The 26,619-nt window shown below is 73.0% G+C and carries 22 protein-coding genes; 15 read left to right on the top strand and 7 right to left on the bottom strand.

The genetic code is table 11. From position 1 onward, the window contains the following. Both amrb99_RS20315 and amrb99_RS20310 read left to right on the top strand, forming a co-directional pair. The coding region (locus amrb99_RS20315; RefSeq protein WP_190858153.1) for an ABC transporter permease at positions 1-1,101 on the top strand (1,101 nt) is incomplete at its 5' end. Between the two features lie 86 nt (positions 1,102-1,187). Further along, a complete protein-coding gene (locus amrb99_RS20310; RefSeq protein ID WP_190858151.1) occupies positions 1,188-2,399 on the top strand; it encodes a pyridoxal phosphate-dependent aminotransferase in 1,212 nt (403 codons plus the stop codon). A gap of 7 nt (positions 2,400-2,406) precedes the next feature. On the opposite strand, the gene amrb99_RS20305 is transcribed toward amrb99_RS20310, so the two are convergent. Beyond that, on the bottom strand, positions 2,407-4,470 hold the full coding sequence (locus tag amrb99_RS20305; RefSeq protein WP_190858187.1) for an ATP-dependent DNA helicase: 2,064 nt from the start codon (positions 4,468-4,470) through the stop codon (positions 2,407-2,409). A gap of 243 nt (positions 4,471-4,713) precedes the next feature. On the opposite strand from amrb99_RS20305, the gene amrb99_RS20300 reads away from it, so the two are divergent. The 3 genes from amrb99_RS20300 (at position 4,714) to amrb99_RS20290 (ending at position 6,976) form a co-directional block, all read left to right on the top strand. Next, entirely contained in the window at positions 4,714-5,211 is a 498-nt protein-coding gene (locus amrb99_RS20300; protein ID WP_151544774.1) for a phosphoribosyltransferase, read from the top strand. A gap of 60 nt (positions 5,212-5,271) precedes the next feature. Then, on the top strand, positions 5,272-6,282 hold the full coding sequence (locus amrb99_RS20295; protein WP_190858149.1) for a DUF4192 domain-containing protein: 1,011 nt from the start codon (positions 5,272-5,274) through the stop codon (positions 6,280-6,282). Between the two features lie 118 nt (positions 6,283-6,400). Further along, complete coding sequence (locus amrb99_RS20290; protein ID WP_190858147.1) at positions 6,401-6,976, top strand: TetR/AcrR family transcriptional regulator; 576 nt, start codon at positions 6,401-6,403, stop codon at positions 6,974-6,976. 163 nt (positions 6,977-7,139) lie between these two features. Here amrb99_RS20290 and amrb99_RS20285 read toward each other — a convergent pair whose 3' ends face one another. Beyond that, positions 7,140-7,511: a hypothetical protein gene (locus tag amrb99_RS20285; RefSeq protein ID WP_190858145.1), complete on the bottom strand. Its 372-nt coding sequence runs from the start codon at positions 7,509-7,511 to the stop codon at positions 7,140-7,142. A gap of 171 nt (positions 7,512-7,682) precedes the next feature. Here amrb99_RS20285 and amrb99_RS20280 point away from each other — a divergent pair, with 171 nt between their 5' ends. The 4 genes from amrb99_RS20280 (at position 7,683) to amrb99_RS20265 (ending at position 12,005) form a co-directional block, all read left to right on the top strand. Next, complete coding sequence (locus amrb99_RS20280; RefSeq protein ID WP_206700022.1) at positions 7,683-8,513, top strand: polysaccharide deacetylase family protein; 831 nt, start codon at positions 7,683-7,685, stop codon at positions 8,511-8,513. 35 nt (positions 8,514-8,548) lie between these two features. After that, entirely contained in the window at positions 8,549-9,070 is a 522-nt protein-coding gene (locus tag amrb99_RS20275) for a DUF1707 and DUF4870 domain-containing protein (protein ID WP_190858143.1), read from the top strand. Between the two features lie 210 nt (positions 9,071-9,280). Then, entirely contained in the window at positions 9,281-10,648 is a 1,368-nt protein-coding gene (locus amrb99_RS20270) for an FAD-binding oxidoreductase (protein ID WP_190858141.1), read from the top strand. 91 nt (positions 10,649-10,739) lie between these two features. Then, positions 10,740-12,005 (top strand): cyclopropane-fatty-acyl-phospholipid synthase family protein, encoded by a 1,266-nt coding sequence (locus amrb99_RS20265; protein WP_190858138.1) that lies wholly within the window; start codon positions 10,740-10,742, stop codon positions 12,003-12,005. 107 nt (positions 12,006-12,112) lie between these two features. Here amrb99_RS20265 and amrb99_RS20260 read toward each other — a convergent pair whose 3' ends face one another. Next, positions 12,113-14,119, bottom strand: a complete 2,007-nt coding sequence (locus tag amrb99_RS20260; protein ID WP_190858136.1) for a BTAD domain-containing putative transcriptional regulator — start codon at positions 14,117-14,119, stop codon at positions 12,113-12,115. A gap of 125 nt (positions 14,120-14,244) precedes the next feature. Between amrb99_RS20260 and amrb99_RS20255 the strand changes: the two genes are divergently transcribed. Then, complete coding sequence (locus tag amrb99_RS20255; protein ID WP_190858134.1) at positions 14,245-15,123, top strand: alpha/beta hydrolase; 879 nt, start codon at positions 14,245-14,247, stop codon at positions 15,121-15,123. Between the two features lie 60 nt (positions 15,124-15,183). On the opposite strand, the gene amrb99_RS20250 is transcribed toward amrb99_RS20255, so the two are convergent. Beyond that, positions 15,184-16,077 (bottom strand): alpha/beta hydrolase, encoded by an 894-nt coding sequence (locus tag amrb99_RS20250; RefSeq protein ID WP_190858132.1) that lies wholly within the window; start codon positions 16,075-16,077, stop codon positions 15,184-15,186. A gap of 205 nt (positions 16,078-16,282) precedes the next feature. Between amrb99_RS20250 and amrb99_RS20245 the strand changes: the two genes are divergently transcribed. The 3 genes from amrb99_RS20245 to amrb99_RS20235 all read left to right on the top strand — a co-directional run bounded on the left by amrb99_RS20245 (position 16,283) and on the right by amrb99_RS20235 (position 21,311). Continuing rightward, the gene (locus amrb99_RS20245) at positions 16,283-17,674 is read left to right on the top strand and encodes an aspartate aminotransferase family protein (protein WP_190858130.1); all 1,392 of its coding nucleotides are present in this window, start codon (positions 16,283-16,285) and stop codon (positions 17,672-17,674) included. Positions 17,675-17,893: 219 nt separating this feature from the next. Further along, positions 17,894-19,138, top strand: coding sequence for a cytochrome P450 (locus amrb99_RS20240; RefSeq protein WP_190858128.1), 1,245 nt, complete (start codon positions 17,894-17,896; stop codon positions 19,136-19,138). A gap of 178 nt (positions 19,139-19,316) precedes the next feature. Beyond that, a complete protein-coding gene (locus amrb99_RS20235; RefSeq protein WP_190858125.1) occupies positions 19,317-21,311 on the top strand; it encodes a glycosyltransferase in 1,995 nt (664 codons plus the stop codon). A 7-nt stretch (positions 21,312-21,318) separates the two neighbouring features. Here amrb99_RS20235 and amrb99_RS20230 read toward each other — a convergent pair whose 3' ends face one another. Then, positions 21,319-22,059: an SDR family oxidoreductase gene (locus amrb99_RS20230; protein ID WP_190858123.1), complete on the bottom strand. Its 741-nt coding sequence runs from the start codon at positions 22,057-22,059 to the stop codon at positions 21,319-21,321. A 113-nt stretch (positions 22,060-22,172) separates the two neighbouring features. Here amrb99_RS20230 and amrb99_RS20225 point away from each other — a divergent pair, with 113 nt between their 5' ends. Beyond that, positions 22,173-23,015, top strand: a complete 843-nt coding sequence (locus tag amrb99_RS20225; protein ID WP_190858120.1) for a helix-turn-helix transcriptional regulator — start codon at positions 22,173-22,175, stop codon at positions 23,013-23,015. A gap of 104 nt (positions 23,016-23,119) precedes the next feature. Here amrb99_RS20225 and amrb99_RS20220 read toward each other — a convergent pair whose 3' ends face one another. Continuing rightward, positions 23,120-23,863, bottom strand: a complete 744-nt coding sequence (locus amrb99_RS20220) for an SDR family oxidoreductase (RefSeq protein ID WP_190858119.1) — start codon at positions 23,861-23,863, stop codon at positions 23,120-23,122. 113 nt (positions 23,864-23,976) lie between these two features. Between amrb99_RS20220 and amrb99_RS20215 the strand changes: the two genes are divergently transcribed. Continuing rightward, on the top strand, positions 23,977-24,819 hold the full coding sequence (locus amrb99_RS20215) for a helix-turn-helix transcriptional regulator (protein ID WP_190858117.1): 843 nt from the start codon (positions 23,977-23,979) through the stop codon (positions 24,817-24,819). An 80-nt stretch (positions 24,820-24,899) separates the two neighbouring features. Here the strand turns inward: amrb99_RS20215 and amrb99_RS20210 are convergent, their stop codons facing one another. Further along, positions 24,900-26,444 carry a long-chain fatty acid--CoA ligase gene (locus amrb99_RS20210; protein ID WP_190858115.1) on the bottom strand — a complete coding sequence of 515 codons (1,545 nt, stop codon included), beginning with the start codon at positions 26,442-26,444 and terminating at the stop codon, positions 24,900-24,902. Positions 26,445-26,619 lie beyond the last annotated feature (175 nt).

Genomic DNA, 26,619 nt, shown 5'->3' with positions numbered 1-26,619 from the left:
GTGCCCGCCGCGCTGGCCCGCGGCAACGCGGCGCGCAGCCCGCGCCGCACCGCCGGCGCCGCGACCGCGCTGATGATCGGCGTCGGCGTCGTCACCCTGCTCACGGTGTTCGTCGGCTCGCTGCGCGCGTCCCTGGAGGACGGCGTCGCCGGGTCCTTCAAGGGCCCGCTCGTCGTGGACGGCGGCGGCAACGAGACCGGCGGCTTCGCCCCGCGCCTCGTCGACGAGGCGGGCCGGCTGCCGGAGGTGCGCGGCGTCGCCGGGCTCGGCACCGGCGGCATGCGGGTCGGCGGCCGCGTCGCGACCGTGTCCGTCGGGGACCCGTCGGCGCTGCGCCGGGTCCTCGACCTGGACGTCTCGCAGGGCTCGCTCGCCGGCCCCGGCACCTTCGCGGTCTCCAAGAAGGTCGCCGACGACCGCGGCTGGCACGCCGGCTCCCGCGTCGGCCTCACCTTCGCCGACGGCGCCGCCCAGCAGGTCACCGTGGGCGCCGTGTACGACCGGACCGACCTGACCGGCGACTACCTCGTGCCCTGGACGATCTGGGACGCCCACACCGAGCAGCCGCTCGTGACCAGGGCGTTCGTCGACCTGAAGCCCGGCGCGTCCGTCGCGGCGGCGCGGCGCGCCCTCACCGCGCTCGCCGGGCCGTACGGGGCGCCCGAGGTCGAGACCCGCGACGCGTTCGTCACGGCGCAGACGTCCGACATGAACGGGTTCATCGCCGTCGTCTACGGGATGCTCGCCCTCGCGATCATCATCGCGCTGCTCGGCATCGCCAACACCCTGTCGCTGTCGGTGCACGAGCGGACCCGCGAGCTCGGCCTGCTGCGCGCCGTCGGCGCGACCCGGGCGCAGATCCGCTCGATGGTGCGCTGGGAGTCGCTGATCGTCGCGCTCTTCGGCACCGCCGGCGGGCTCGGCCTCGGCGTGTTCCTCGGCTGGGGGCTCGGCGCCGCGCTCGGGAACCCGTTCGCCGCGCCGCCCGTCCAGCTGGCGGTGATCGCGCTGGTCGGAGCCGTCGCGGGCGCGCTCGCCGCGATCAGGCCGGCCCGCCGCGCCGCCCGCCAGGGGATCCTCGCCTCGATCGCCGCGCCGTGATCACGCCCTCCGGAGCCCGCCCCGCAGGCCCTGCGGGGCGGGCTCCCGGGCGGATTCCGGCACCGCGGCGCGGATATTGTGTGTCCATGCAGGTCAACCAGTCGGGCAAGCTGACCAACGTCTGTTACGACATCCGCGGGCCGGTGCTGAAGCGCGCCAAGCAGCTCGAGGCCGAGGGCCACAACATCCTCAAGCTGCACATCGGCAACCCCGCCCCCTTCGGGTTCGAGGCTCCGCCGGAGCTGCTCCAGGACATGATCCGCAACCTTCCGGAGGCGCACGGCTACAGCGACTCCAAGGGCATCCTCCCCGCCCGCCGCGCGATCGTGCAGCGGTTCGAGGACAACGGCGTGACCGGCCTGGACGTCGAGGACGTCTACCTCGGCAACGGCGTGTCCGAGCTGATCGTGATGACCCTGCAGGCGCTGCTCAACGACGGCGACGAGGTGCTCATCCCGGCGCCCGACTACCCGCTGTGGACGGCGTCGGTGTCGCTGTGCGGCGGCACCCCCGTCCACTACCTGTGCGACGAGGCCGCCGACTGGGCGCCGAGCCTGTCCGACATCGAGGCGAAGATCGGCGACCGGACCCGGGCGATCGTGCTGATCAACCCCAACAACCCGACCGGGGCCGTCTACCCGCGCGAGGTGCTGACCCAGATCGTCGAGCTCGCCCGCCGCCGCAACCTGATCATCTTCGCGGACGAGATCTACGACCGGATCCTCTACGACGACGCCGTGCACGTCCCGGTCGCCTCGCTCGCGCCCGACCTGCTGTGCCTGACCTTCGGCGGGCTGTCGAAGAACTACCGGGTCGCCGGGTTCCGGTCCGGGTGGGTGGTGCTGTCCGGGCCGAAGGAGCACGCCGAGTCCTACATCGAGGGCCTGGACATCCTCGCCAACATGCGGCTGTGCCCCAACGTCCCCGGCCAGCACGCGATCCAGGCCGCGCTCGGCGGCTACCAGAGCATCGACGACCTCGTCCTGCCCGCCGGCCGGCTCGGCGAGCAGCGCGACCGCGCCTGGAAGCTGCTCAACGACCTGCCCGGCGTCAGCTGCGTCCGGCCCAAGGGCGCGCTCTACGTGTTCCCGCGGCTCGACCCGGAGATGTACCCGATCGAGGACGACATGCGCTTCGCCCTCGACCTGCTCGAACAGCAGAAGATCCTCGTCGTGCAGGGCACCGGGTTCAACTGGCCGTCCACCGACCACTTCCGCGTCGTCACGCTGCAGTACGCCGACGACCTCGAAGAGGCCGTCGGCCGCATCGGCGAATTCCTCGGCGCCTACCGCCGCTGACGGGCCGTCACGACCCGGACGCGGCGGCGTCCAGGCGCCGCAGCGCGCCGCGCACCACGTCCGGGTCGGTCGTCGCCCAGAACGGCGGCAGCGAGTTCTTCAGGAAGCCGCCGTAGCGCGCCGTCGCCAGCCGAGGGTCGAGCACGGCGACCACACCGCGGTCGTCCATCGACCGCAGCAGGCGTCCCGCGCCCTGCGCCAGCAGCAGCGCCGCGTGCGTCGCGGAGACCGCCATGAAGCCGTTGCCGCCGCGCGCGGCCACCGCCCGCGCGCGCGCCGACGACACCGGGTCGTCCGGGCGCGGGAACGGGATGCGGTCCATGATGACGAGCTGGAGGGACGGGCCGGGGACGTCCACGCCCTGCCACAGCGACAGCGTCCCGAACAGGCACGTCCGCTCGTCCTCCGCGAACTGCTTGACCAGCAGGGACGTGGAGTCCTCGCCCTGGCACAGCAGCGGGTGCGACAGGTGGTCCTTCAGCTCGTCGGCGGCCTGCCGGGCGGCCCGCATCGAGGAGAACAGGCCGAGCGTCCGGCCGCCCGCCGCCTCGATCAGCTCGGTGATCTCCGTCAGGTACGCGTCGGCGAGGCCGTCCCGTCCGGGCTGCGGCAGGTGCCGCGCCACGTACAGGATGCCGGACTTCGGATGGTCGAACGGCGAGCCGACGTCCAGGCCCGACCAGACGATCTCCTTGCCGTCCTTGTCCGCGTCCTTGCCGTCGGTGGCGGTCTGCGCGAGGCCCTCGGCGGCCGTCTTCGCGTCCTTCGGCGCGTTCTCGCCGAGCGGAGGCAGCCCCCACTGCCGCGCCAGCGGCTCGAACGACCCGCCCAGCGTGAGCGTCGCCGACGTCAGTACGGCCGTGCGCTGCTCGAACAGCGTCGTCCGGAGCAGGCCCCCGACCCCGATCGGCGCGACGTGCAGCGCCGGCGGACGCTTCGGGCGCCCGTCCTGGACGAACGGCTTCTCCAGCCACACCACGTCGAACCGCTGCGACATCTCGGGCTGGAACGACTCCAGCATCCGGACCGCCGTGTCGTGCAGCTCCTCCAGGGACGACCGCGCCGCCTTGCGGGCGGCCATGTCACCGGGGTCGGCGTCCTTCTTCTCCGGCCCGATCGCCGTGACGCAGGCGTGCAGGGCGTCCCGCGTGGCCGCGAGCGTCGTGCCCAGCGCGGAGGGCAACACGTCCATGCGCCCCGCGGGCAGGTCCTCCAGCAGGACGGCGAGCCCCTCCGCGGACTCCTTGAGCCGGTCGGCGACGCCCTCCTCGACCAGCCGCCCGCAGCGCCGCGCCGCCATCTCCACGCCGGCCGCGCTCAGGTCGCCCGTCGCGACGGACGTCACCCGGTCGACCAGCTCGTGCGCCTCGTCGACGATCACCACGTCGTGCTCCGGCAGGACCTGGAACTCCTCCAGCGCGTCGATCGCCAGCAGCGCGTGGTTGGTGACCACGATGTGCGCCTCGCCCGCCTCGGCGCGGGCCAGCTCGGCGAAGCACTCCGTCCCCTGCGGGCAGCGCTGCGCGCCCAGGCACTCCTTCGCGGTGACCGCCACCTGCCGCCACGCCTGCTCGCTCACCCCGGGGACCAGCTCGTCCCGGTCGCCGGTCGTGGTCTCCTCGGCCCACTCGTTCAGCCGCTTGACCTGGCGTCCCAGCGTGGACAGCTGCTGCGGGTCGAACAGCCCGCCGCCGCCCTCGTCCTCGTCCGGCGCGCCCGTTTGGACCCGGTGCAGGCACAGGTAGTTGCGCCGGCCCTTGAGGATCGCGAACTTCAGCTCCCGGCCGAGCAGCGGGTTCAGCGCCTCGGCCAGCCGCGGCAGGTCGCGGTCGACGAGCTGGCGCTGGAGCGCGATCGTGGCGGTCGACACCACCACGGTGGTCTGCTTCTCGACCGCGTACCGGATCGCCGGGACGAGATAGGCCAGCGACTTGCCCGTCCCGGTGCCCGCCTGCGCCGCGACGTGCTCGCCCGACGCGATGGCCTTCTCCACCGCGCCGGCCATCTCCACCTGACCGGGGCGCTCGGCGCCCCCGATGGCCTCGACGGCAGCGGACAGCAGGGTCGGCATGTCCGGAATCTGGGTGTCGCTGTCGGTCAGCAGATCAGGGGCGGGCACGTCGCCCAACGCTACAGCCCGCGGCGGACACCCGCGTCCGGACGCGGGGACGAGCACCGCGCGACCGGCCGGTCATCTCCGTGGCCGCCCCGCACCGGCCGGTCCGGGGGCGGTGCCGGGCCTGCGCGGGATCATCATCGACCTGTGGCCGGTCCGGTTAACGCCCTTTGCGGCGGGTCGGCCAAGATAGGGGCCGTGTCTGCTGAAAGAGAAGTCCTGACCTGGGAGTTGTTCGGCACCGCCGGACGTGAGCTGGCCCAGGAGATCGCCGCCAGCGGTTACCGGCCCGACCTGATCCTGTCCATCGCCCGCGGCGGGCTGTTCGTCGCCGGCTCCCTCGGCTACGCGCTGGACGTCAAGAACCTGCACGTCATGAACGTCGAGTTCTACACCGGCGTCGACCAGCGCCTCGACCTGCCGGTGATGCTCCCGCCCGTGCCGAACGCCGTCGACCTGTCCGGCGCCAAGGTGCTGGTCGCCGACGACGTCGCCGACACCGGCGCGACGCTCAAGCTCGTCCGGGACTTCTGCGCCGACCACGTCGCCGACGTCCGCTGCGCCGTCGTCTACGAGAAGCCGCACTCGACCGTCAAGTGCGAGTACGTCTGGCGGCACACCGACCGCTGGATCAACTTCCCCTGGTCGACCGAGCCCCCCGTCGTCAGCCGGCCGCAGCAGATCCTCGACGCCTGAGGTTATCCACATTCTCGGCGGCGCTTTCGCCCCTCGGGCGCGGCTGCCAGTGTCGAGGGCATGACAGCACTGGTCATCCGCTCCGCTCAGGACGCCATCTCCGCCGTCCCCTACCTGCTGGGGTTCCACCCGTCCCGCAGCCTCGTCGTCATCGGCTACGACGGCCCGCACGGGACTTGCGCGGTCCGGCTCGACTTACCGGTTCCCGCCGGGGCCGGTGAACGCGTCGCCGGGCTGCTCTCCGGCAACGGGTTCCGCAAGGCGCTGCTGCTCGGCTATGGGCCGGCGGACGAGGTCGAGGGCTCCGCCGGCTCCACGGCCGCCGCCCTCACCACCGCCGGCCTGGACGTCCTGGAGTCCGTCCGGGTCTGCGACGGCCGCTGGTGGTCCCTCACCTGCACCGACGCCTGCTGCCCCGCCGAAGGCACGCCCTACGACATCTCCACCAGCCTCATCGCCGCGCAGGCCACCCTCGCCGGGCACGTCGCGCTCGCCGACCGCGACGAGCTCGTCCGGTCCGTCCAGCCCGTCGAGGGACTCGCCCGCGAGTCCATGCGCCGCGCCACCGAACGGGCCGAGAGACGCTTCCTGCGCTGGGCCCGGGAACCCGGGCCCCGGTTCCGGTCGCGGACCACCGAGGAGGGCCTCGACCACGTTCCCCGCGTCCTCGCCCGGGCCCGCGGCGGCACCCGGCCCACCGACGACGACGTCGCCCGGCTCGGCTTCCTCCTCACCGACCTGCGCGTCCGCGACGAGGCGTGGATCCGCATCGACGAGGACGCGCCCGCCGCCGACATCGCCTTCTGGCGGGACGTCCTCCGCCGCGTCGAACCGCCCTACGTCCCGGCCCCCGCGTCGCTCCTGGCGTTCGCCGCCTACATCGCGGGCGACGGCGGCCTGGCCAACGTCGCCCTGGAGCGCGCTCTGGAGGCCGACCCCTCGTACTCCATGGCCGTCCTGCTCCGCAGCCTCATCGACGCCGGCATCCCTCCCGCCCAGGCCCGCATCGGCATGACGCCCGGCGAACTGGCGGCCGCCTACCACGACGAACCGACCCAAGAGGCCGGCTGACCCCTCGTTACCTCACGACGCGCGTGGAGCGCGGGTGGTGTTGCGAGGAAACACCGGCTCGGGTTACCTAGGAGAATTAGGGAGTTACTTTGAAGGCATAGGCATGTGAGGGGGCCCGATGGCGCGGGCGGGGCTGAGCGCCGAGCGCGTGACGCGGGCGGCGGCGGAGCTGGCGGACGAGGTCGGCTTCGAGAACGTGACGGTGTCCGCGCTCGCGCGCAGGTTCGGCGTCAAGGACGCGAGCCTGTACTCGCACGTCAAGAACGTGCAGGACCTCAGGACCCGGGTGGCGGTGCTGGCGCTCGCCGAGCTCGCGGACAGGGCCGCCGACGCGCTCGCGGGCCGCGCGGGCAAGGACGCCCTGGTGGCCTTCGCGAGCGCCTACCGGGCGTACGCGAAGGAGCATCCGGGGCGCTACACCGCGGCGCGGCTCCGGCTCGACCCCGAGACGGCGGCCGCCAGCGCCGCGGGCCGGCACTCGGAGATGATGCGGGCGATCCTGCGCGGCTACAACCTGGCGGAGCCCGACCAGACGGACGCCGTGCGGCTGCTGGGCAGCGTGTTCCACGGCTACGTGAGCCTGGAGGAGGCGGGCGGGTTCGACCACTCGCGCGCGGCGCGCGATGTCGACGCGTCCTGGCACCGGACCCTGGACGCCGTCGACGCCCTCCTCCGCCACTGGCCCCCCGCCTGACACCCCGACACGGGCCCGTCTCGGCACGGGCCCGTCTCGGCACGGGGCGTCTCGGCACCGGGCCTCTTAGGCCGGATCGCTTGGCCCGAGAGCTGGGGTCGGGCGTTCAGGGCCGGGCGGCTCGGGACTCGGGGTCTCGAGCCGGATGGCCTGGGCGGGCGGGTCAGGGGCGGACGGCTTGGCCGGGGGTGCCGGGGTCGATGCGGCGGTCGCGGTTGCGCTCGTTCCAGGCGCGCATCCGCGGCGGGTAGCCGACGATCTGGACGTCGTAGGCGGGGACGCCGAGGTCGCGGGCGACCTTGCCGATGACCTTGGGGGAGCCGACGCGGCGGCGGGTCCACTCGCCGTCGTGGGCGACCGCGACCGCGGTGGTGTCGGTGGCAAAGGTCTCCGGCTCGACGTAGAACTCGACGCCCCGGCGGTCGCGGGCGAAGGAGATCAGCGCCTCGATGTCGGCGGCCGTGGCCTCGCGGTCGAGCTTGGCCACCGTCTGGCCGCGGTGCCGGCGGATGCCGAAACGGTCCCGGAACCTCATCGCCTGTCCTGTCGTCGGGCGGCCCCGGAGGGGGAACGGGACCTGTGGGGTGTCTGCGGACAACGAACACGCGGCGCGGCCGGGTTCCCGACACAGCGGCGGCGTCCCCGGCGAGCCGGGCACAGCACCCTAGACTGGCCGGGCCTGGGAGATCAACAGCGGGGGGTGTTGATGGACGGGCCGATCGTGGTCCGGCGGGCGGCCGCCGCCGTGCTCGCGGCCACCGTGTGCGGGGCGCTGAGCACCCTGGGCCCGGGGCCGCGGCGGGTGGGGCTCGCTTCGGCGTCCGCGCCGGCCGCGGGGACGGGGCACGCCGGCCGCAAGAGCGCGCCGCGCGGTCCCGCGCCGCCCGCCGCACCGGCGCGGGTGGACTGCACGCGGGCCAAGTGCGTGGCGCTGACCTTCGACGACGGGCCCGCCGAGAGCACGGGCCGGCTGCTGGACATCCTCGCCGCGCACCATGTGCGGGCGACGTTCTTCATCGTCGGGGAGCAGGCCGCGAAGTTCCCCGAGCTGGTGCGGCGCGAGCACGAGGCCGGGCACCAGGTCGCCGACCACAGCTACACGCACGCCGACCTCGGCCGGGCGCCCACGAAGAAGATCATGTCGGAGCTGACCCGGACCCAGGAGGCGATCCGGCGGGCGTCCGGGGTCACGCCGACCATGCTGCGGCCGCCGTACGGGTCGCTGTCGAAGCGGCTGACCGGCATCGCCACGCGGATGGGGATGGCGCAGGTGCTCTGGACGGTCGACCCGCTCGACTGGGAGCACCGGGACACGAAGTACGTCGAGCGGCGCGTGCTGAAGGCGGTCAAGCCCGGCTACATCGTGCTGATGCACGACATCCATCCGACGACCGTCGCGGCCATCCCGGCGATCATCGAGAGGCTGGCGGCGCAGGGGTACTCGTTCGTGACGGTGCCGGACCTGTTCGGCGGCACGCTCACCCCAGGGAAGGAGTACCTCCGGCTGGACTCAGGGGATCGTCAGGGTCTTCCCTGATGGCCCGCGGCGGGCGCGCCGCCGAGCATGGAGGCATGGACAGCAGTGACGCGGTGGGGCGGTTGCGGGTCTCCGATGCCGAACGGGACGCGGTCGTCCGGCGGCTCCAGGACGCGTACGCCGAAGGCAGGCTCGACCACGACGAGTTCGACATGCGCGCGCATCTGGCGATGACGGCGAAGACGCGCGACGACCTCGCGGCGGTGACCCGGGATCTGGAGCCGGTGCGGGGGCGCGCGGGAAGCGGTCTGGAACTCGCGGAGCCGACGGGGGAGGACCGGATGCTGGCCGCGGTGGCGCACGCGGTCGCGGTGCCGACGCTGTTCGTGGGCCCGCTGGTGCTGATGCTGGTGAGCGGCAAGCGCTCGGAGTACATCCGGCGGCAGGCGATGGAGGCGCTGAACCTCCAGGTGACGCTGCTGCTGATCACGATCGTGACGTTCGGCGTCGGGGGAGCGCTGTACGCGGTGACGTGGATCCTGTCGGCGATCGCGGCGGTGTTCGCGCTCGCCGGGCACGGCTTCCGCTACCCGTGGATTCTGCGGCTGGTGAAGTAGCGGCCCGCGGACGGCCCGGGCGGGTTTGTCGGCGCGCAGGGGCGGGGAAAGGTCAACGTTGGCCGCCCCGCCGGCGGCCTGCCCCGAGGAACCGGACCGCACATGATCATCGCCGTGGCTTTATTCCCCTCCCTACCTGTGATGACCCTAACGTCCGGGTTATGTGGACGGTACATGGGATCATGGATTAACTATGCAAGGGAGGGGTAGATGACGGAGCTTGCGCTCAAGGGCGATCACCAGCGGGCGGTGGAGGCGCTCAGGCGATCGTACGAGGCGATCCCGGCCGGCACGCCGGTGCGGCTGGCGAAGAAGACCTCGAACCTGTTCCGGTGGCGCGACCCCTCGGCGGCCCCGGGGCTGGACGTGTCCGGCTTCGACCGGGTGCTCAGCGTCGACGCGGACGAGCGGACCGCGCAGGTCCAGGGGATGACCACCTACGAGGACCTGGTCGACGCGACCCTTCCGCACGGGCTGATGCCGACGGTCGTCCCGCAGCTGAAGACGATCACGCTGGGCGGGGCGGTGACGGGGCTCGGCATCGAGTCGACGTCGTTCCGGGACGGCCTCCCGCACGAGGGCGTCCTCGAGATGGAGGTGCTGACCGGCGACGGCCGGATCATCACCGCGACGCGCGACAACGAGCACGCCGACCTGTTCTACGGCTTCCCGAACTCCTACGGGACGCTCGGCTACTCGCTGCGGCTGAAGATCGAGCTGCGGCCGGTGCGGCCGTACGTCCGGCTGCGGCACCTGCGGTTCGGGGACGCGGCGGAGCTCGCGAAGGCGATGGGCGAGATCACCGAGTCCGGGGTGTACGAGGGCGAGACCGTCGACTTCGTCGACGGCACGGTCTTCGGCCCGGACGAGCAGTACATCACGCTCGGCTTCTTCGCCGACGACGCGCCCTACACCTCCGACTACACCGGCCAGGGGATCTACTACCGGTCGATCCAGGAGCGCTCGGTCGACTTCCTGACAGTGCGCGACTACATCTGGCGCTGGGACACCGACTGGTTCTGGTGCTCGGGCGCGTTCGGCGTGCAGAACCCGACCGTCCGGCGGCTGTGGCCCGACAAGTACAAGCGGTCCGACGTGTACCGCAAGATGGTCGCCTACGACCGGCGCCACCAGCTCCTCGCGCGCGTGGAGCGGTGGCGCGGGCTGCGCCCGCGCGAGGACGTCATCCAGGACATCGAGGTGCCCGTCGAGCGGCTGCCGGAGTTCCTGGAGTTCTTCCACGACAAGATCGGGATGAGCCCGATCTGGCTGTGCCCGCTGCGCGCGAAGGAGCAGTGGCCGCTGTACCCGCTGGAGGTCGGCCGCCCGTACGTGAACGTCGGCTTCTGGGGGACGGTCCGGCTGCCTCCGGGCCAGATCCCCGAGTACCACAACCGGCTGATCGAGCGCGCGGTCGCCAAGCTTGACGGCCACAAGTCCCTGTACTCGACCGCTTTTTACAGCAGGGACGAGTTCTGGCGGTACTACGACGGGGAGACCTACCGGCGGCTCAAGGGGGAGTACGACCCCGGCGAGCGGCTGCTGGACCTCTACGACAAGTGCGTGCGCGGACGCTGACCGGCGTCCGCGGTTTCGGGGGGTGTGCCCCGGAGGGGCCGGCGGTCGACCACCGTCGTCCCGTCCGGGGCGAAGAGACAGGAGGATCAAGATGACGCTGGCCAGGGTCTTCGAGCAGCTCGCCGGGGCTGAGGCGCCAGTGGAGTTCACGGCGTACGACGGTTCGCGGTCGGGCGTGCCCGGCGCGCCCATCCGGTTCGACGTGCGCTCGCCCTACGCGGTGTCCTATCTGGTGCACTCGCCGGGGGCGCTGGGGCTGGCCCGCGCGTACGTCACCGGCATGATCGACGTCAGCGGCGACATGATCGAGGCGCTGACGACGATGCAGCAGGTGCTCAGCGACGTGACGCCGCGCGACAAGCTGCGGATCGTGGGCGGGGTGCTGGGGGACCCGCTGCTGCGCGCGGCGATGTCACGGCGGCTGGACCCGCCGCCGCAGGAGGCCCCCTTCAGCCGCATCCCCTCGTGGCTGCGGCACTCCAAGCGGCGCGACGCGAAGGCGATCTCGCACCACTACGACGTGTCCAACACGTTCTACGAGTGGGTGCTCGGGCCGTCCATGGCCTACACCTGCGCCTGCTTCCCCGAGGAGCACTCGACGCTCGAGGAGGCGCAGTTCCACAAGCACGACCTGGTGGCCAAGAAGATCGGTCTGAAGCCGGGGATGCGGCTGCTGGACGTGGGCTGCGGCTGGGGCGGCATGGTGATGCACGCCGCCAAGGAGTACGGCGTGAAGGCGCTCGGCGTGACGCTGTCGAAGCAGCAGGCCGAGTGGGCGCAGAAGGCCATCGCGGACCGGGGCCTGTCGGACCTGGCGGAGGTCCGGCACATGGACTACCGGGACGTGACGGAGACGGGCTTCGACGCGATCAGCTCCATCGGGCTGACCGAGCACATCGGCAAGAAGAACCTGCCGTCGTACTTCTCGTTCCTGTACGGGAAGCTGAAGCGCGGCGGGCGGATGCTGAACCACACCATCACCCGCCCGGACAACCTGGCGCCTCCGCGCAAGGAGAACGGGTTCATCAACCGGTACGTGTTCCCGGACGGTGAGCTGGAGGGCCCGGGCTACGTCCAGCAGCAGATGAACGACGCGGGCTTCGAGATCCGGCACCAGGAGAACCTGCGCGAGCACTACGCGCGGACGCTCACGGGCTGGTGCCGGAACCTGGACGAGCACTGGGACGAGGCCGTCGCCGAGGTCGGCGAGGGCACCGCCCGGGTGTGGCGGGTCTACATGGCGGGCTGCGTGCTCGGCTTCAACCAGAACTGGATCCAGCTGCACCAGACCCTCGGTGTGAAGCTCGACGAGGACGGCAACAGCCACATGCCGCTGCGTCCCGACTGGGGCGTGTGACGGCGCAAGGACTCCCGCGAATCGGCGGTGGCGGGCCGGCCGGGTCATCCGGCCGGCCCGTCGCCGTCTTCGGCCGCCGATGCCGTCTTCGGCCGTAGCCGCCGTCTTCAGCCCCCGATGACGGCTTCCAGCCGGGCGAGCCAGGCGTCGACGGGGCCGAGGGTGAGCAGCCCGCTGCCGGCGCCCGCGAGCTCCCCGGCGGCGGGCCGGAGGCGGTCGCGGCCGCGCCGCAGGGCGGGCGGGTCGCCGAGCCGCAGGGCGGCCGCGGCCTCCAGGCAGCACGTCGCCTCGTACATCAGGTCGGCGGGCGGCTCCGGCAGGGCGTGCAGTGCCGCTCGGGCCTCGCCGTCCCGCCCGGCGTCCAGCAGGGCGAGCGGCTCGGCCCATGGGCGGTACGGGCCCCAGCCATCGGCCAGGTCGACCTCGAACGGCCTGCCGTAGGCCGGGTCGCGGGGATCGAGTAGGCGGGCACCGAGCAGGCGGGCGCTGAGCAGCGCGAACGGGAGCAGCCCGTCGGACAGGCCGGGCATGCCGGCCCCGTCGAGGGTCTCTGCCGCCGCCCGGTAGGCCGCCTCCATCTCCGTGACCGGAGCCCGTCCGGACGCGGCCAGGCGCAGGGCCTCGTACCACCGCGTGAACACACCGACGAGCGGGCGCTCGTGGCGCTCGGCCAGCTGGTCGGCGGCGGCCGCGTGGCCGTCGGCCGCCGTGAAGTCGCCGAGCGCGGAGCGCGCCTGGAGCCGGACGAGGTGGCCGAGGACCTCGAAGGTCGCCATCCCGTGCCGGGCCGACAGCCCGACCAGCTCGGCGCCGATGGCGTCGCGGCGGGCGGCGAGCCCGGCCCGCGTGCACGACTGCATGAACGCGCCGTTCAGCGCGAACGCCAGCACCGCCGGATCGTCCAGGTCGCGGGCCATCGCCTCGGCCTCCTCGGCGGCCTCTGGGCCCCGCGGCGACCGGGTGCCGCGCATCTCCAGCGCGATCGTGGCGAGCAGCCGCGCCCGCGTCGCGTCGTGCGCCGGACCCGCCGGGAGCCGGGGCAGGACGCGTTCGGCCGCCTCGACGATCCGCCGCGCGCCCTCCGGGTCGTCGCTGCGCGTCCAGATCGCCGGGACGTCGTAGGCGCCGATCACCCGGGCGGTCAGCTCCGGGTCGCCGAACTCCTCCGCCGCGGCGACGGCCGCCGGCCGGTGCTCGCGGGTGGCCTCCAGCCCGCCGCCCCCGCTCAGCGCCAGGTCGCGCAGCAGGCCGACCGTCGACTCCAGCCGCGCGCGGGCCCCGGCCGCGACCGTCCGGTCGTAGTCGGCCGCCGCGCGCGTCCACAGCCGCGCCGCCGCCGACTCCGGCTCGGCGGGACGGTCCAGCTCCGGGGCCTGGGCGAGCACGTCCGCCTCCATCCGCCGCAGCTCCGGGCCGGGGTCGAGGCCGAGCTGCCCGGCCAGGATGCCGCGGGCCCGGCGCAGCACCGCCAGCGCGTCGGCCTGCCGGCCCGTCCGGTACAGGGCGAGCGCCAGCAGCCGCCAGCCCGATTCGCGCCACGGATGCTCGCTGACGTGCGCGTCGAGGTCCGGGACCGTCTCGGCGGCCAGCCCGGCGTCCAGCCGCGCCTGCGCCCGCCGCTCCACCGCGTGCAGCCGCAGCTCGGCCAGCCGGGAACGCTCCGCGCGGGCCCAGGGCTCCTCGGCGAAGTCGGCGTAGGCGGGGCCCCGCCACCGGCCGAGCGCCTCGTCCAGCAGGTGCTGCGCGCGGTCGGGCGGCAGGCCGGCGGCGTCGGACACGGCCTGCTCGAACCACCAGGCGTCCACCTGGCCGGGCCCGGCGCGCAGCGCGTAGCCGGGGCCCTCGGTGACCAGCAGCCGGGACGGCGTGCGGGGCGGACGGCCGGGCTCCAGGGCCCGGCGCAGCGCGGCCACGAACGTCCGGACGGCGCCGACCGCGCCCTCCGGCGGGACGTCCCACAGATCGTCGACGAGCAGCCCGACCGGGACGATGCGCCGCCGGGCGACGATCAGCCGGGCCAGGACCGCCCGGTGCCGCGGCCCCTTCAGCGCGATCGGGTCGCCCGCGGCGTCCCAGGCCGTCACCGGCCCCAGCACCCCGAACACGACCCCCACCGGCCCGCCCCTCCCCAGGAACTCCCTCGAAGCTCACGCTAGCGCGCTGACCGGATGCTCATTCGCGCCCGGCAACCTGTGGACAACGGTTCGAGAGAGCTTTCGAGAGAGTTGAGGACGACCTCATGACCACGACCATCAGCGGCTTCGACTACCGGCGCGTGCCCGTCGCCGACGGCGTGTCCCTGAACGCGGCGGTCGGCGGCTCGGGCAGCCCGATCGTGCTGCTGCACGGGTTCCCGCAGACGCACCTGATGTGGCGGCACGTCGCCGCCGACCTCGCCGCGGACCACACCGTGATCTGCCCGGACCTGCGCGGATACGGCGCGAGCGACAAGCCGGAGGAGGACGGCCCGGACACCTACTCCAAGCGCACCATGGCGGCCGACGTCGTCGCCCTCGCCCGCGCGCTCGGGCACGAGCGCTTCGCGCTGGCCGGGCACGACCGCGGCGCCCTGGTCGCCTTCCGCGCCGGCCTGGACCACCCGGACACGATCACGCACCTGGCCTGCCTGGACGTGCTGCCGACCCTGGAGATGTGGGACGCGATGCACGGGGTGAGCGCCGCCGTCGGCTTCCACCTCTTCCTGATGGCGCAGACGCCCGGCCTGCCCGAGCAGATGATCGCCGCGACCGCCGACGCGTTCTTCGGCCACTTCCTCGACGCCTGGGGCACGGCCCCGGAGGCGATCCCCGCCGACGTCCGCGCCGCCTACCTGGACGCCTGCCGGGCCGCCGTCCCGTCGATCGTCGCGGACTACCGCGCGTCCGCCGGCATCGACGTGACCCACGACCAGGCCGACCGCGACGCCGGCAACCGGCTGCGGATGCCGGTCACCGTCCTGCAGCAGGACTGGGGCGCCGCGCTCGGCTACGACGCGCGGGCGCTGTGGTCGCGGTGGGCGCCCGACCTGGTGCACGGGACGGTGGACCACGGCCACTTCATGGCCGAGCAGGCGCCCGCCGAGATCGCCAAGGCCCTCCGCGACCTGGTCGGCCGCTGAACCGCCGGCCGAGCGCCGGCCGAGGAGCCGTTCGCATGGCCCCCTGGCCGGTGCCGACGGTCAGGCGGACAGCCAGTCGAGGATGCGGCGGTTGACGTCGTCGGGGCGGTCCAGCTGGAGGAAGTGGCCGCCGCCGGGGACGAGTTCCGCGCGCGACCCGGCGGGGAGCCCCGCCAGGACGCCGCTGACATCGTCCCCGGGGGCGACGATGTCGGCGCCCAGGCAGCCGTCTTCGGCGCCGTGCAGGTACAGGACGGGCCGGACACCGACCGAGGTGGCCGCCTTCTGCTCGGCCGCATAGCGTTCGATGTGGCGCGACGTGTCGAGCATGGCGCGGTAGTAGCCGAGCGCGGCCGACAGGTTGTCCGGCGTGGCGAGGCACTCCATGACGTGGTCGACGTCCTCGGCGGCGTAGCCGGTGTCCTTGGGGGACCAGTCGCGCCACAGGCCCTCGATGAAGGCGCGGTTCACGGCGGCCTCCGCCAGGGGCGTCTGGAACACGAAGATGTAGAACGAGCGCTTGAGCTGCTCGTAGTCGAAGAAGGCCGTCGCCATGACCGCGATGGGCGGGACGGACATGGCGACGGCCTTGCGCCAGCGGTCGGGGGCCGCCGCGGCGGCGCCGTAGGTGGCGAAGGCGCCCCAGTCGTGCCCGATGACGACGGCGTCGGAGCCGCCGCCGAACGCCTCGTGCAGCGCGTTGGCGTCGGCGGCGAGGGCGCCGCCCTGGTAGGCGCCGTCCTCGGGGACGGACGTGGGCGCGTACCCGCGCATGAAGGGCGCGACCGCGCGGTACCCGGCGGCGGCGAGCTCGGGGAGCAGGTGCCGCCAGGTGTGCGCCGAGTCCGGGAAGCCGTGCAGGCACAGCGCGAGCGGGCCGCTCTCGGGCCCGGCCGCGAGGTAGCCGAATTCCAGGCCGTTCGCCTTGACCGAACCGGTCGTGATGTCGCCCATGCGGTGTTCGCCTCCTTGATCCCGGGGCGACGCTACCCCGGCCGCCGTCCGGCGGTGCGGCCGGGGGTCGCGGCCAGGTGAGCACATCGCTACGGATACATGTGTCTGAATACGTATTTACATCGAATTTCGTCGTCGCTTAGCATCATCACAACTGGATCGCTCGCATCTGCGTGCGTCCTCGGGTCGTAGCAAGGGAAGCGTGATGACGGAGCCGGACGTGACCAGCCAGCAGAACGAACCGATGCAGAGGGCGGCCCGCGACCACCTGTGGATGCACTTCGCCCGGCACTCGGCGTCCCAGGACGGCGGCGAGATCCCGATGATCGTCCGGGGGGAGGGCCCGTACGTCTACGACGCGGCGGGCCGGCGCTACCTCGACGGGCTGTCCGGCCTGTTCACCGTCCAGGCGGGGCACGGGCGCGAGGAGCTCGCGCAGGCCGCCGCCAAGCAGGCCGCCGAGCTGGCCTACTTCCCGATCTGGTCGTACGCGCACCCCAAGGCCGCCGAGCTGGCCGAGCGGCTGGCCGGGCTGGCGCCGGACGGCCTGGACCGGGTGTTCTTCACGACCGGCGGCGGCGACGCCGTGGAGAGCGCCTGGAAGCTCGCCAAGCAGTACTTCAAGCTGACCGGCAGGCCCGCCAAGCACAAGGTGATCAGCCGCGCGGTCGCCTACCACGGAACCCCGCACGGCGCGCTGTCGCTGACCGGGCTCCCCGGCCTGAAGGCGCCGTTCGAGCCGCTGGTGCCGAGCGCGTTCCGGGTGCCGAACACCAACATCTACCGGGCGCCCGAGCACGGCGACGACCCGGAGGCCTTCGGCCGCTGGGCCGCAGACCGGATCGAGGAGGCCATCGAGTTCGAGGGCGCCGAGACGGTCGCGGCGGTGTTCCTGGAGCCGGTGCAGAACGCGGGCGGCTGCTTCCCGCCGCCGCCCGGCTACTTCGAGCGCGTCCGCGAGATCTGCGACCGGCACGACGTGCTGCTGGTGTCGGACGAGGTGATCTGCGCGTTCGGCCGGCTCGGCACGATGTTCGGCGCGCAGCGGTTCGGCTACACGCCCGACATCATCACCTTCGCCAAGGGCGTGACGTCGGGGTACGCGCCGCTCGGCGGGATGCTCGTCGCCGACCGGCTATTCGAGCCGTTCCGGCACGGCACGACGATGTTCGCGCACGGCTACACCTTCGGCGGGCACCCGGTGTCGGCGGCGGTGGCGCTGGCGAACCTCGACCTGTTCGAGCGCGAGGACCTGCTCGGCCACGTCATGCGCAACCGCGACGCGTTCCGGGCGACGCTGGAGCGGCTGCGGGACCTGCCGATCGTCGGGGACGTCCGCGGCGACGGCTACTTCTACGGCATCGAGCTGGTGAAGGACCGGGACACGCGGGAGACCTTCGACGAGGAGGAGTCGGAGCGGCTGCTGCGCGGCTTCCTGGACAAGGCGCTGTACGAGGCGGGCCTGTACTGCCGCGCCGACGACCGCGGCGACCCGGTCGTCCAGCTGGCGCCGCCGCTGACCTGCGACCAGACGCACTTCGACGAGATCGAGCAGATCCTGCGCTCGGTGCTGACGGAGGCGTGGGCACGGCTGTGACCCGTCCGGGCGCCCCCTTCCCGTGCCGGGGGCGGGGAGGGGGCGCCCGGAGGCGGAACGATCCACGGCGAACGTGCGGAACCGCCCCGGAGCCGTCCGGAACGGTCTAGGCTCGGGCTGCGGTGTGATGCGGGTCACCGCGCCGTCCGGTGTCGGTCGCGCACTTTACTTTGAGACAGTGCATGTAAACCGAATCGCGTTCGGACGAGGTGAAAGCACGTGCTCAACGTCGAGGACATCAACCTGACGGACTGGGAGTTCTGGCGCCGCCCGCACGACCAGCGGCACGAGGCGTTCAAGGCGCTGCGATGGCATCCCGAACTCGTCAGGTTCGAGGAGCCCGACATCGTCATCGCGCCGCAGGGGCCGGGGTACTACGCCCTCACCCGGCACGCCGACGTCGTCGAGGCGTCCCGCCGCCCGCAGGACTTCTGCTCGGGCCGCGGCGCGATCAGCATCCCGGACATGCCGGGCGACATGCACGAGTACTTCGGCTCGATGATCAGCATGGACGACCCCCGGCACGCCAAGATCCGCCGGATCGTGTCCCGGGCGTTCTCGCCGCGGATGATCCAGCGGTTCGAGGACCGCGTCGAGGCGGTCGCCGCCGAGATCGTCGGGAACGTCGCCGCGGGCGGCGGCAGCGGCGACTTCGTCGCGGACGTGGCCGCCCGGCTGCCCCTGAAGATCATCTGCGACATGATGGGCATCGCGGAGGACGAGTACCGGACCGTCCTCGACGCGACCAACGTCATCCTCGCCGGCAACGACGCCGAGTTCGTCCCCGCCGGCGACCCCGAGCAGCTCGCGCTCGCGCTGCTGAACGCGGGCGAGACGCTGCGCGGCCTGGTCGAGGAGCTCGGCCGGAAGCGCCGCGAGGACCCCACCGACGACCTCACGTCCGCGCTGGTCAACGCCAACATCGACGGCGAGTCGCTGACCGACCAGGAGCTGGGCTCGTTCTTCATCCTGCTCGTCGTCGCCGGGAACGAGACGACCCGCAACGCGATCGCGCACGGGCTGGACCTGCTCACCCGCAACCCCGACCAGCGCGCCCTGCTCACCGAGGACTTCGAGGGCCGGATCGCGGGCGCCGTCGAGGAGATCGTCCGGTACGTCTCGCCGGTCATCTGGATGCGCCGCACCGCGACCCGCGACACCACGCTGAACGACCACGAGATCAAGGAGGGCGACAAGCTCGTCCTCTACTACTGGTCGGCGAACCGGGACGAGTCGGTCTTCACCGACCCGGAGAGGTTCGACATCCTGCGCGACCCCAACCCGCACGTCGGGTTCGGCGGGCCCGGCCCGCACTTCTGCCTGGGCGCCCACCTGGCGCGGCGGGAGATCACCGTGATGTTCCGCGAGCTGCTCGCCAAGGTCCCCGCGATCAGGGCCGGCGAGCCCGACCGGCTGGAGTCCAACTTCATCAACGGGATCAAGCGGCTGCCGTACACGATCTGACCGGAGCCGCGCCCGGCGGAGCCGCCGGGCGCTGCGGCGGGTGCTTCGGCGGCTTTGTCCGGGATCGCGGCAACCGGTGGTCGACGGCTCGGTGAACGTTGCGCGACGTCCCGCCGGCCCCGGTCCCGGCCCGGTTAACGTGCGAAGAAGCCCAGTTCCGCACGTTCCGGGAGCGCCCGTGCCCGAGACCGACCCGACCGCCGAGCCGCGCGCGGCCCGGGAACGGGGCGACCGGCTCGCCGCCGACAACGCGGCCGTCCGGCTGCGGCTCGCCGAGCTGGAGCGCGAGCGGGCCGACCGGGACGAGCAGATCGAGCGGCTGATCGGCGCGCTCAACGAGGCGGCCCGGCGGATCGGCGACCTCGACCGCCGCCGGGCCCTCGCCGAGCACCGCGCCGAGCGGGCCGAGTGGGAGCACGAGGCGCTGCGGGCGCGGCGCTGGTCACGGCTCGGGCCGGCGCTGACCGCGCTGCGCGGGCGCCCGGCGGCGCCGGACTCGTACCAGCGCGTCCGGGAGGCGCTGCGCCCCCTTCCCCCGCCGCCCGAGCCCCCCGGGGAGCCCGCGCGGACCCGCCGTCCCGACGTCCTCGTGGCCGAGACCGAGCCGATCGAGGTGACGCCGCCCGCGGCGCCGGACGGCCCGGTGAACCGGCCCGGCCTCGTCGCGGCCGTCGTCCTCGGACCCGTCCTGGAGGCGAACCTCCGCTACGAGTGGACGCAGGTCACCGCGTCCGGCGGCTGGCGGGAGGCGTTCGAGGAGCGGCCGCCGGGGCTGCTGCTCGTGGAGTCGGTCGGGACGGCCCTGCCCGTCGCGGAGATGGCGGAGTGGTGCCGGGAGCGCGGCGTCCCCACCGCCTACTGGGACACCGGCGCCGGTCTCGGCGACGCCGCCGGGCACTTCGACCACGTCTTCACCGTGGACGCGGCGGCGGTGCCCGAGCACCGGCGCAGCCTCGGCCACGACCGCGTCCACCACCTGCCCTTCGCCGCGCAGCCCCGCCTGCACAACCCGACGCGCGTCCAGGACCACGGCCGCTACCCGCTGCTGTACGAGGGCGAGTACGACCAGGCCGCGGAACCGCTCATCGCGCCCGCGCCCCGGCTCGGCGCCCACTTCTACGCCACCGGCTTCCCCCGCCTGTACCGGCAGCGGGTGGCGCCCCCGCGCCCGTACGCGGAGGCCGTCGCGATCCGCAAGCGGTTCCGCGTGCTCATCGCGCCCGCGCCCCGCCTGGCGTACGAGGCGGCGGCGGCCGGCGTCCCCGTCATCCATCACCGGGCGGACGCGAGCCCGCTGTTCGGCCCGGCGGCGGAGGACACCAAGGCGGCCCAGCGCAGCCTGCGCGCGCTCCTGCGGGCCCCGGAACTACGCGACCGGCAGGCGCATCTGGCGCTGCGGCGGGTGCACGCCCGGCACACCTACCGGCACCGGGTCGACTCCCTGCTGGAGCGCCTCGGAACCGGCCCGGCGCCGGCGGCGCCGCCGACGGTGTCGCTCGTCCTATCCACCTGCCGGGCCGAGCAGATCGCCTCCTCGATCGAGCAGATCGCGGCGCAGACCTGGCGGCCCCTGCAGCTCGTGATGATCCTGCACCGCCTCGACCTCGATCCCCGGGACGTGGAGAAGCGGGCGATCGCCGCCGGGATCGACGACGTCGTCGTCCGAAGCGCCGACGCGTCCCTGTCCCTGGGGGAGTGCCTCAACCTCGGCATAGAGGCCGCCGACGGCGCGTACATCGGCAAGATCGACGACGACGAGCTGTACGGGCCGCACTACGTGTCCGACCTGCTTCCCGCCTTCTCCTACACGGACGCCGGCGTCGTCGGGAAGCTCGCCCACTACGCGCTGCTGGAGTCCATGAACGCGACCGTGCTGCGCTACCCCGAGCACGAGCACCGCTATGTGGACGTGGTGCGCGGCGGGGCGCTGCTCGGCGACGGCGACCTGATGCGCACGTACCGGTTCGCCGACCGCGGATGCGGCGAGGACACCGACCTCTTCCGGCGGCTGCGCGCGGACGGGGTCCGGGTGTACGCGGCCGACAGGTTCTCGTTCGTCACCGTCCGGCACGCGGACGCCACCCGCCACACCTGGCGGCCCACCGACCTGGAGCTCCTCGACTCCGGTCGGCTGGTGTTCTACGGCCTGCCCAAGGAGCACATCCTCTTCTGACCCGCCACTACCAGGGCACCGGCCCGTCCTCGGCGATGAACGCGCCGTTCGGTGCGGTGCCGGTCGCCGCCCCGGCGATCACGGCCGCGCCCTGCGCCGGCGTCCGGGGACCGGTGCGCCCGTTCAGGTCGGTGGCGCAGTACCCGGGAGCGGCCGCGACCACGGTGACCGGGGTGGCGGCCAGTTCCTTGGCGTAGGCGACAGTGACCGCGTTCAGCGCCGACTTGGACGCGTTGTAGGGAAGCAGGTTGACGCGGTTCACGGGGGCCGTCGGGTCGCTGTGCAGCGTCAGCGAGCCGAGTTCGCTGGAGACGTTGACGATGCGGGCGGCAGGGGAGCGGCGCAGCAGCGGGAGCATCGCGTTGGTGACGGCGACGACGCCGAACACGTTCGTCTCGAACGCCGCCCGGACCTGGGCGACCGTCGTCCGGCTCGGCGGGGTGGAACGGCGCGGGTCGGAGGCGTCCGTCGAGGTGATCCCGGCGTTGTTGACGAGGATGTCCAGCCGCCCGTACTCGGACCCGATCCGGTCGGCCGCGGCCGTGACGGTGTCCTCATCGGTGACGTCGATGCGGATGAACCGGGCGTCGAGGCCCTCGCCCGCCAGTTCCGCGGCGGCCTTCTCGCCGAGCTCCTCGGATCGCGCGCCGATCAGCACCGTCCTGCCGCCGGAGCCGAGGATGCGCGCCGTCTCGAAGCCGATTCCCTTGTTCGCGCCGGTGACGAGCGCGATCTGTGCAGTGGTCATGCCTTCAGCCTGTGGCCGCCGCGCGCGCGTGAGGAGAGACCGCCCGAAGCTGGGATCGGCGGTACCACCCTCCGCGTGGCGGCCGCTCGGCGGCATCGGCCATGCTGGAACGCATGGACAGGCAGGAGTTGGCCGCGTTCCTACGCTCGCGCCGGGCCCGCGTACGACCGGAGGACGTCGGGCTGAAGGCGGGGACGCGGCGGCGGACGCCGGGCCTGCGCCGGGAGGAGGTCGCCCAACTGGCCGGGATGTCGGTGGACTACTACATCCGGTTGGAACAGGGGCGCGGCCCGAGGCCGTCCAGGCAGATCCTCGCCGCGCTGGCGCGCGCGCTGAGGCTCACCGATGACGAGCGCGGCCACCTCTACCATCTGGCGGGCGAGGCGCCGGAACCCCCGGCAGGGCCGTCGCGGGAGGTCCCGCCAGGCATCCTGCACCTGCTGGAACGGCTGGACGACACGCCCGCCTACGTCCTGAACGCCCGCCACGACATCCTCGCCTGGAACCCCCTGGCGGCGGCGCTGATGACGGACTTCGCCGCGCTGCCGCCCGGGGAGCGCAACGTGATCCGGTGGCTGTTCACCGGTCCGGCCGCCGCCCGGTACGACACCGACGCGTACGTGGCGGAGCTGGCGGGTGACTCGGTCGCGGACCTGCGCGCCGCCGCCGGCCGCTACCCGGGCGACCCCGGTATCGCCGAGCTGGTCGCGGAGGTGTCCGCGCGCAGCCCGCTGTTCGCCCGCCTGTGGGACTCGGGGGAGGTGGGCATCAGGCGCAGCAGCCGCAAGCGCATGGTCCACCCGGTCGTCGGGCCGCTGGAGCTGCACTGCGACGTCCTGTACGTGCCGGAACGCGACCAGCGCGTGGTCCTCTACACCACCACACCCGGCACGCCGTCGCACGAAGCCCTCAAGACCCTGCGCGAAGCCGGGCGGGACGCGCTCGCCGCACGCTGAACCGCGAGCGCGCCGCGCGGCGACCGGCCCCGCGACCGGCCCCCGCGACCGGCCCCCGCGACCGGCCCCCGCGACCGGCCCCCGCGACCGGCCCCGCGAGCGGGTCACCAGGGGACGGGCTGCCCCGGCTCCTCGGCGCCGCCCTGGAAGGCGCCGTTCGGGCCGTCCTCGTCCAGCGTCGCCAGCAGCACGACCTCCGCCGCGCCCTGCATTGGCGTGCGGAACCCGCTGTTGCCGTTCAGGTCGGTGGCGCAGTAGCCGGGGTTGGCGAGGTTCACCTTGATCGCGGTCTCCGCCAGTTCCTTGGCGTAGGCGATCGTGACGGCGTTCAGCGCCGTCTTCGACGAGTTGTAGGCCAGCAGGTTGAACGGGAAGAAGGGGCTGGACGGGTCGGTCAGCAGCGTCAGCGAGCCGAGTTCGCTGGAGACGTTGACGATGCGGCCGGCGGGGGAGCGGCGCAGCAGCGGGAGCATCGCGTTGGTGACGGCGACGACGCCGAACACGTTGGTCTCGTAGGTCTCGCGCATGCCGGCGAGCGAGGTCTCGCTCGGCGGGCCGTACGCGGAGGCCGGCGAAATGCCGGCGTTGTTGACCAGGACGTCGAGCCGCCCGTGCTCCTCGCCGATCCGTTCGGCGGCGGCCTCGGCGCTCGCGGCGTCCGTCACGTCGATCCGGACGAACCGGGCGTCGATCCCCTCGCCGGCCAGGAGGGACGCGGCCTTCTCGCCGCGTTCGGGATCGCGGGCGCCGACCAGGACGGTCATGCCCTTCCCGCCGAGGAGGCGGGCGGTCTCGAAGCCGATCCCCTTGTTGGCTCCGGTGATGAGCGCGATCTGCGTGGTGTTCATGGCGTCACCGTGCCGCCGGCGGGCGGGCGGTGGGAGAGACCGCTCGAAGCTGGGATCGGCGATACCACCTTGGAGGCGGCCGACCGTCCGTTTCGTCCGCCATGCTGGAAGGCATGAACAGGCAGGAGACGGCCGCGTTCCTGCGTTCGCGCCGCGCGCGCGTGCAACCCGCGGACGTCGGGCTGCAGGCGGGGGTGCGCCGCCGGACGCCCGGCCTTCGCCGGGAGGAGGTCGCCCGTCTAGCCGGGATGTCGGTGGACTACTACATCCGGTTGGAACAGGGGCGCGGCCCGAGGCCGTCCAGGCAGATCCTCGCCGCGCTGGCGCGCGCGCTGAGGCTCTCCGATGACGAGCGGAGCCACCTGTACAACCTCGCCGGCGAACGGCTCGGCCCGCCACCGGGACCTCCTCAGGAAGTGCCGGCGGGCATCCTGCATCTGCTCGAACGGCTCGACGACATCCCCGCCTACGTCCTGGACGCCAAATACGACGTCCTCGCCTGGAACGACATGGCGGCGGCGCTCATCGTCGACTTCTCGAAGATCCCGCCAGGCGAACGCAACCTCGTGCGGGCCTTCTTCCTCCACCCCGACGCCTGCCTCATCGAGGGCGACGACGAATACGGAAAATTCGCCCAGCAGAGCGTTGCCGATCTGAGGACGGCGGCCGGGCGCTACCCGTGCGACCCCGGAATCGCGTCGCTCGTCGACGAGCTGAAAGGCGGGAGCGGGCTTTTCCGGCGGCTATGGGACCGGCACCAGGTCGAGGTACGGCGCGGCTCCAGGAAACGTATGCGGCACCCGGTCGTCGGCGAGCTCGAGGTGTTCTGCGACGTCCTCGTCGTGCCGGACCGGGACCAGAAGGTCGTCCTCTACAGCGCCACGCCCGGCACCCCGGCGCACGAGGCGTTGAAACTGCTCCGCGTCATCGGCACCCAGGACCTCACCTCCGGCTGACGCTCCCGCCGACGTGCGGTGAGCGGTCGTGATGGGACGCCCCATCACGACCGCTCACCGCGGGCCAGGGCATCCGGGGCTCAGCGCAGCTCGCGCTTGAGGATCTTGCCGGTGGCGGTCATCGGGAGCTCGTCGCGGAACTCCACGATGCGCGGGTACTTGTAGTTGGCGAACTGCTCCTTGCCCCACGCGATCAGCTCGTCTTCGGTCACCGTGGCGCCCGGCCTGCGGATCACGTACGCCTTGACCTCCTCGCCGTGGCTCGGGTGCGGGACGCCCACCACGGCGGCCAGCGAGACGTCCGGATGGGTCATCAGGACCTCCTCCAGCTCCCGCGGGTACACGTTGTAGCCGCCCCGGATGATCATGTCCTTGGAGCGGTCGATGATGTAGTAGTAGCCGTCCTCGTCGCGGCGGGCCACGTCGCCGGTGCGGAACCAGCCGTCCTTGATCGCCTCGGCGGTCGCCTCGGGCCGGTTGTAGTAGCCCTTCATGATGTTGTGGCCGCGCACGGCGATCTCGCCGGGGCCCTCGCCCTCGACGTCCTTCCACTCGTCGTTGACGAGCTTCATCTCCACGCCCCAGACCGGCAGCCCGATCGAGCCCGGCTTGGTCGGCCGGTCCGGCCGGTTGAACGAGCAGACCGGCGAGGTCTCCGACAGCCCGTAGCCCTCCAGGACGTTCATCCCGAACTTCTCCCGGACGCCCTTGATGACCTCCATGGGCAGCGCCGCGCCGCCCGACACAGCGACCCGCAGGTTCTCCCGGATCGTCGCGACGTCCTCGGGGGAGGTGTCGTCGCTGAGCAGCGCCCAGTACATGGTCGGGACGCCGGCGAAGATGTTCACCTTCTCCTTCACCATCAGCGCGACCGCCTCCTTGGCGTCGAACCGCGGCTGCATGACGAGCGTCCCGCGCCGGTAGAACCCGACGTTCATCACGCACGTCTGCCCGAAGATGTGGAACAGCGGCAGCGTCACCAGCGACGTGTCGTGCAGCGTCCGCGCGAACAGCGTGTCGTCGACCATCGCGTTCATCAGCAGGTTGCCGTGCGTGAGCTCGGCGCCCTTCGGCTGGCCCGTCGTCCCGCTCGTGTAGATGATCACCGCGGTGTCGGTGCCCTCGGTCCGCTCGGTGTCGAACGTGTCCGGCTGCCCGGCGAGCGCCGCCCAGAACAGCTCGGCGCCCTCGATGGGCGACTCGGTCGCGGCCGGGTTCGCCGGCAGCAGGAAGAAGTGCTCGCAGCCCTCGGCCTGCTCGAACCCGGCGCGGCCGGCCTCGCCGAGCGGCAGCTGCGGCGTGCCCTCGAAGCAGAAGAACGCCTTCGCCTCGGAGTCGCCCAGGTGGTAGGCGATCTCGCGCGGCTTGAGCAGCACGTTCAGCGGGACGACCACCGCGCCCGCCTTGAGCGCCCCGAAGTACACCATCGGGAAGTACGGCAGGTTCGGGCTGGACAGCGCCACCTTGTCGCCGGGGCGGACGCCGCGCGACCGCAGCAGGTTCGCGACCTGGTTCGCGACCGCGTCGACGAAGGAGTACGAGAGCCGCAGGTCGCCGAAGACCACGGCGTCGCGGTCGGGGGTCTCCCTGGCGGCGTCCTCCAGCAGCACGGACAGGTTGAGCATGGCACTCCTCGCGCGGAACGGTGACCGGCCGGTTGGTTACCGAGGAGTCTATGACCAGGTGGCCAGGTGACCAGGTGGCCAGGCGGGACGCGGGGTCCCGCCCGGCCACCTGGGGCGGGCGCCTGGAGCGGGGCGGCCCGCCGGAGGGGGGTCGGTCACGGCCGTGCGGCCGCCG

This window comes from Actinomadura sp. RB99, assembly GCF_014706005.1.
Classification (GTDB): domain Bacteria; phylum Actinomycetota; class Actinomycetes; order Streptosporangiales; family Streptosporangiaceae; genus Spirillospora.
The sequence above is the reverse complement of the archived record's forward strand: the minus strand, read 5'-3'. Positions and strand labels throughout refer to the sequence as shown.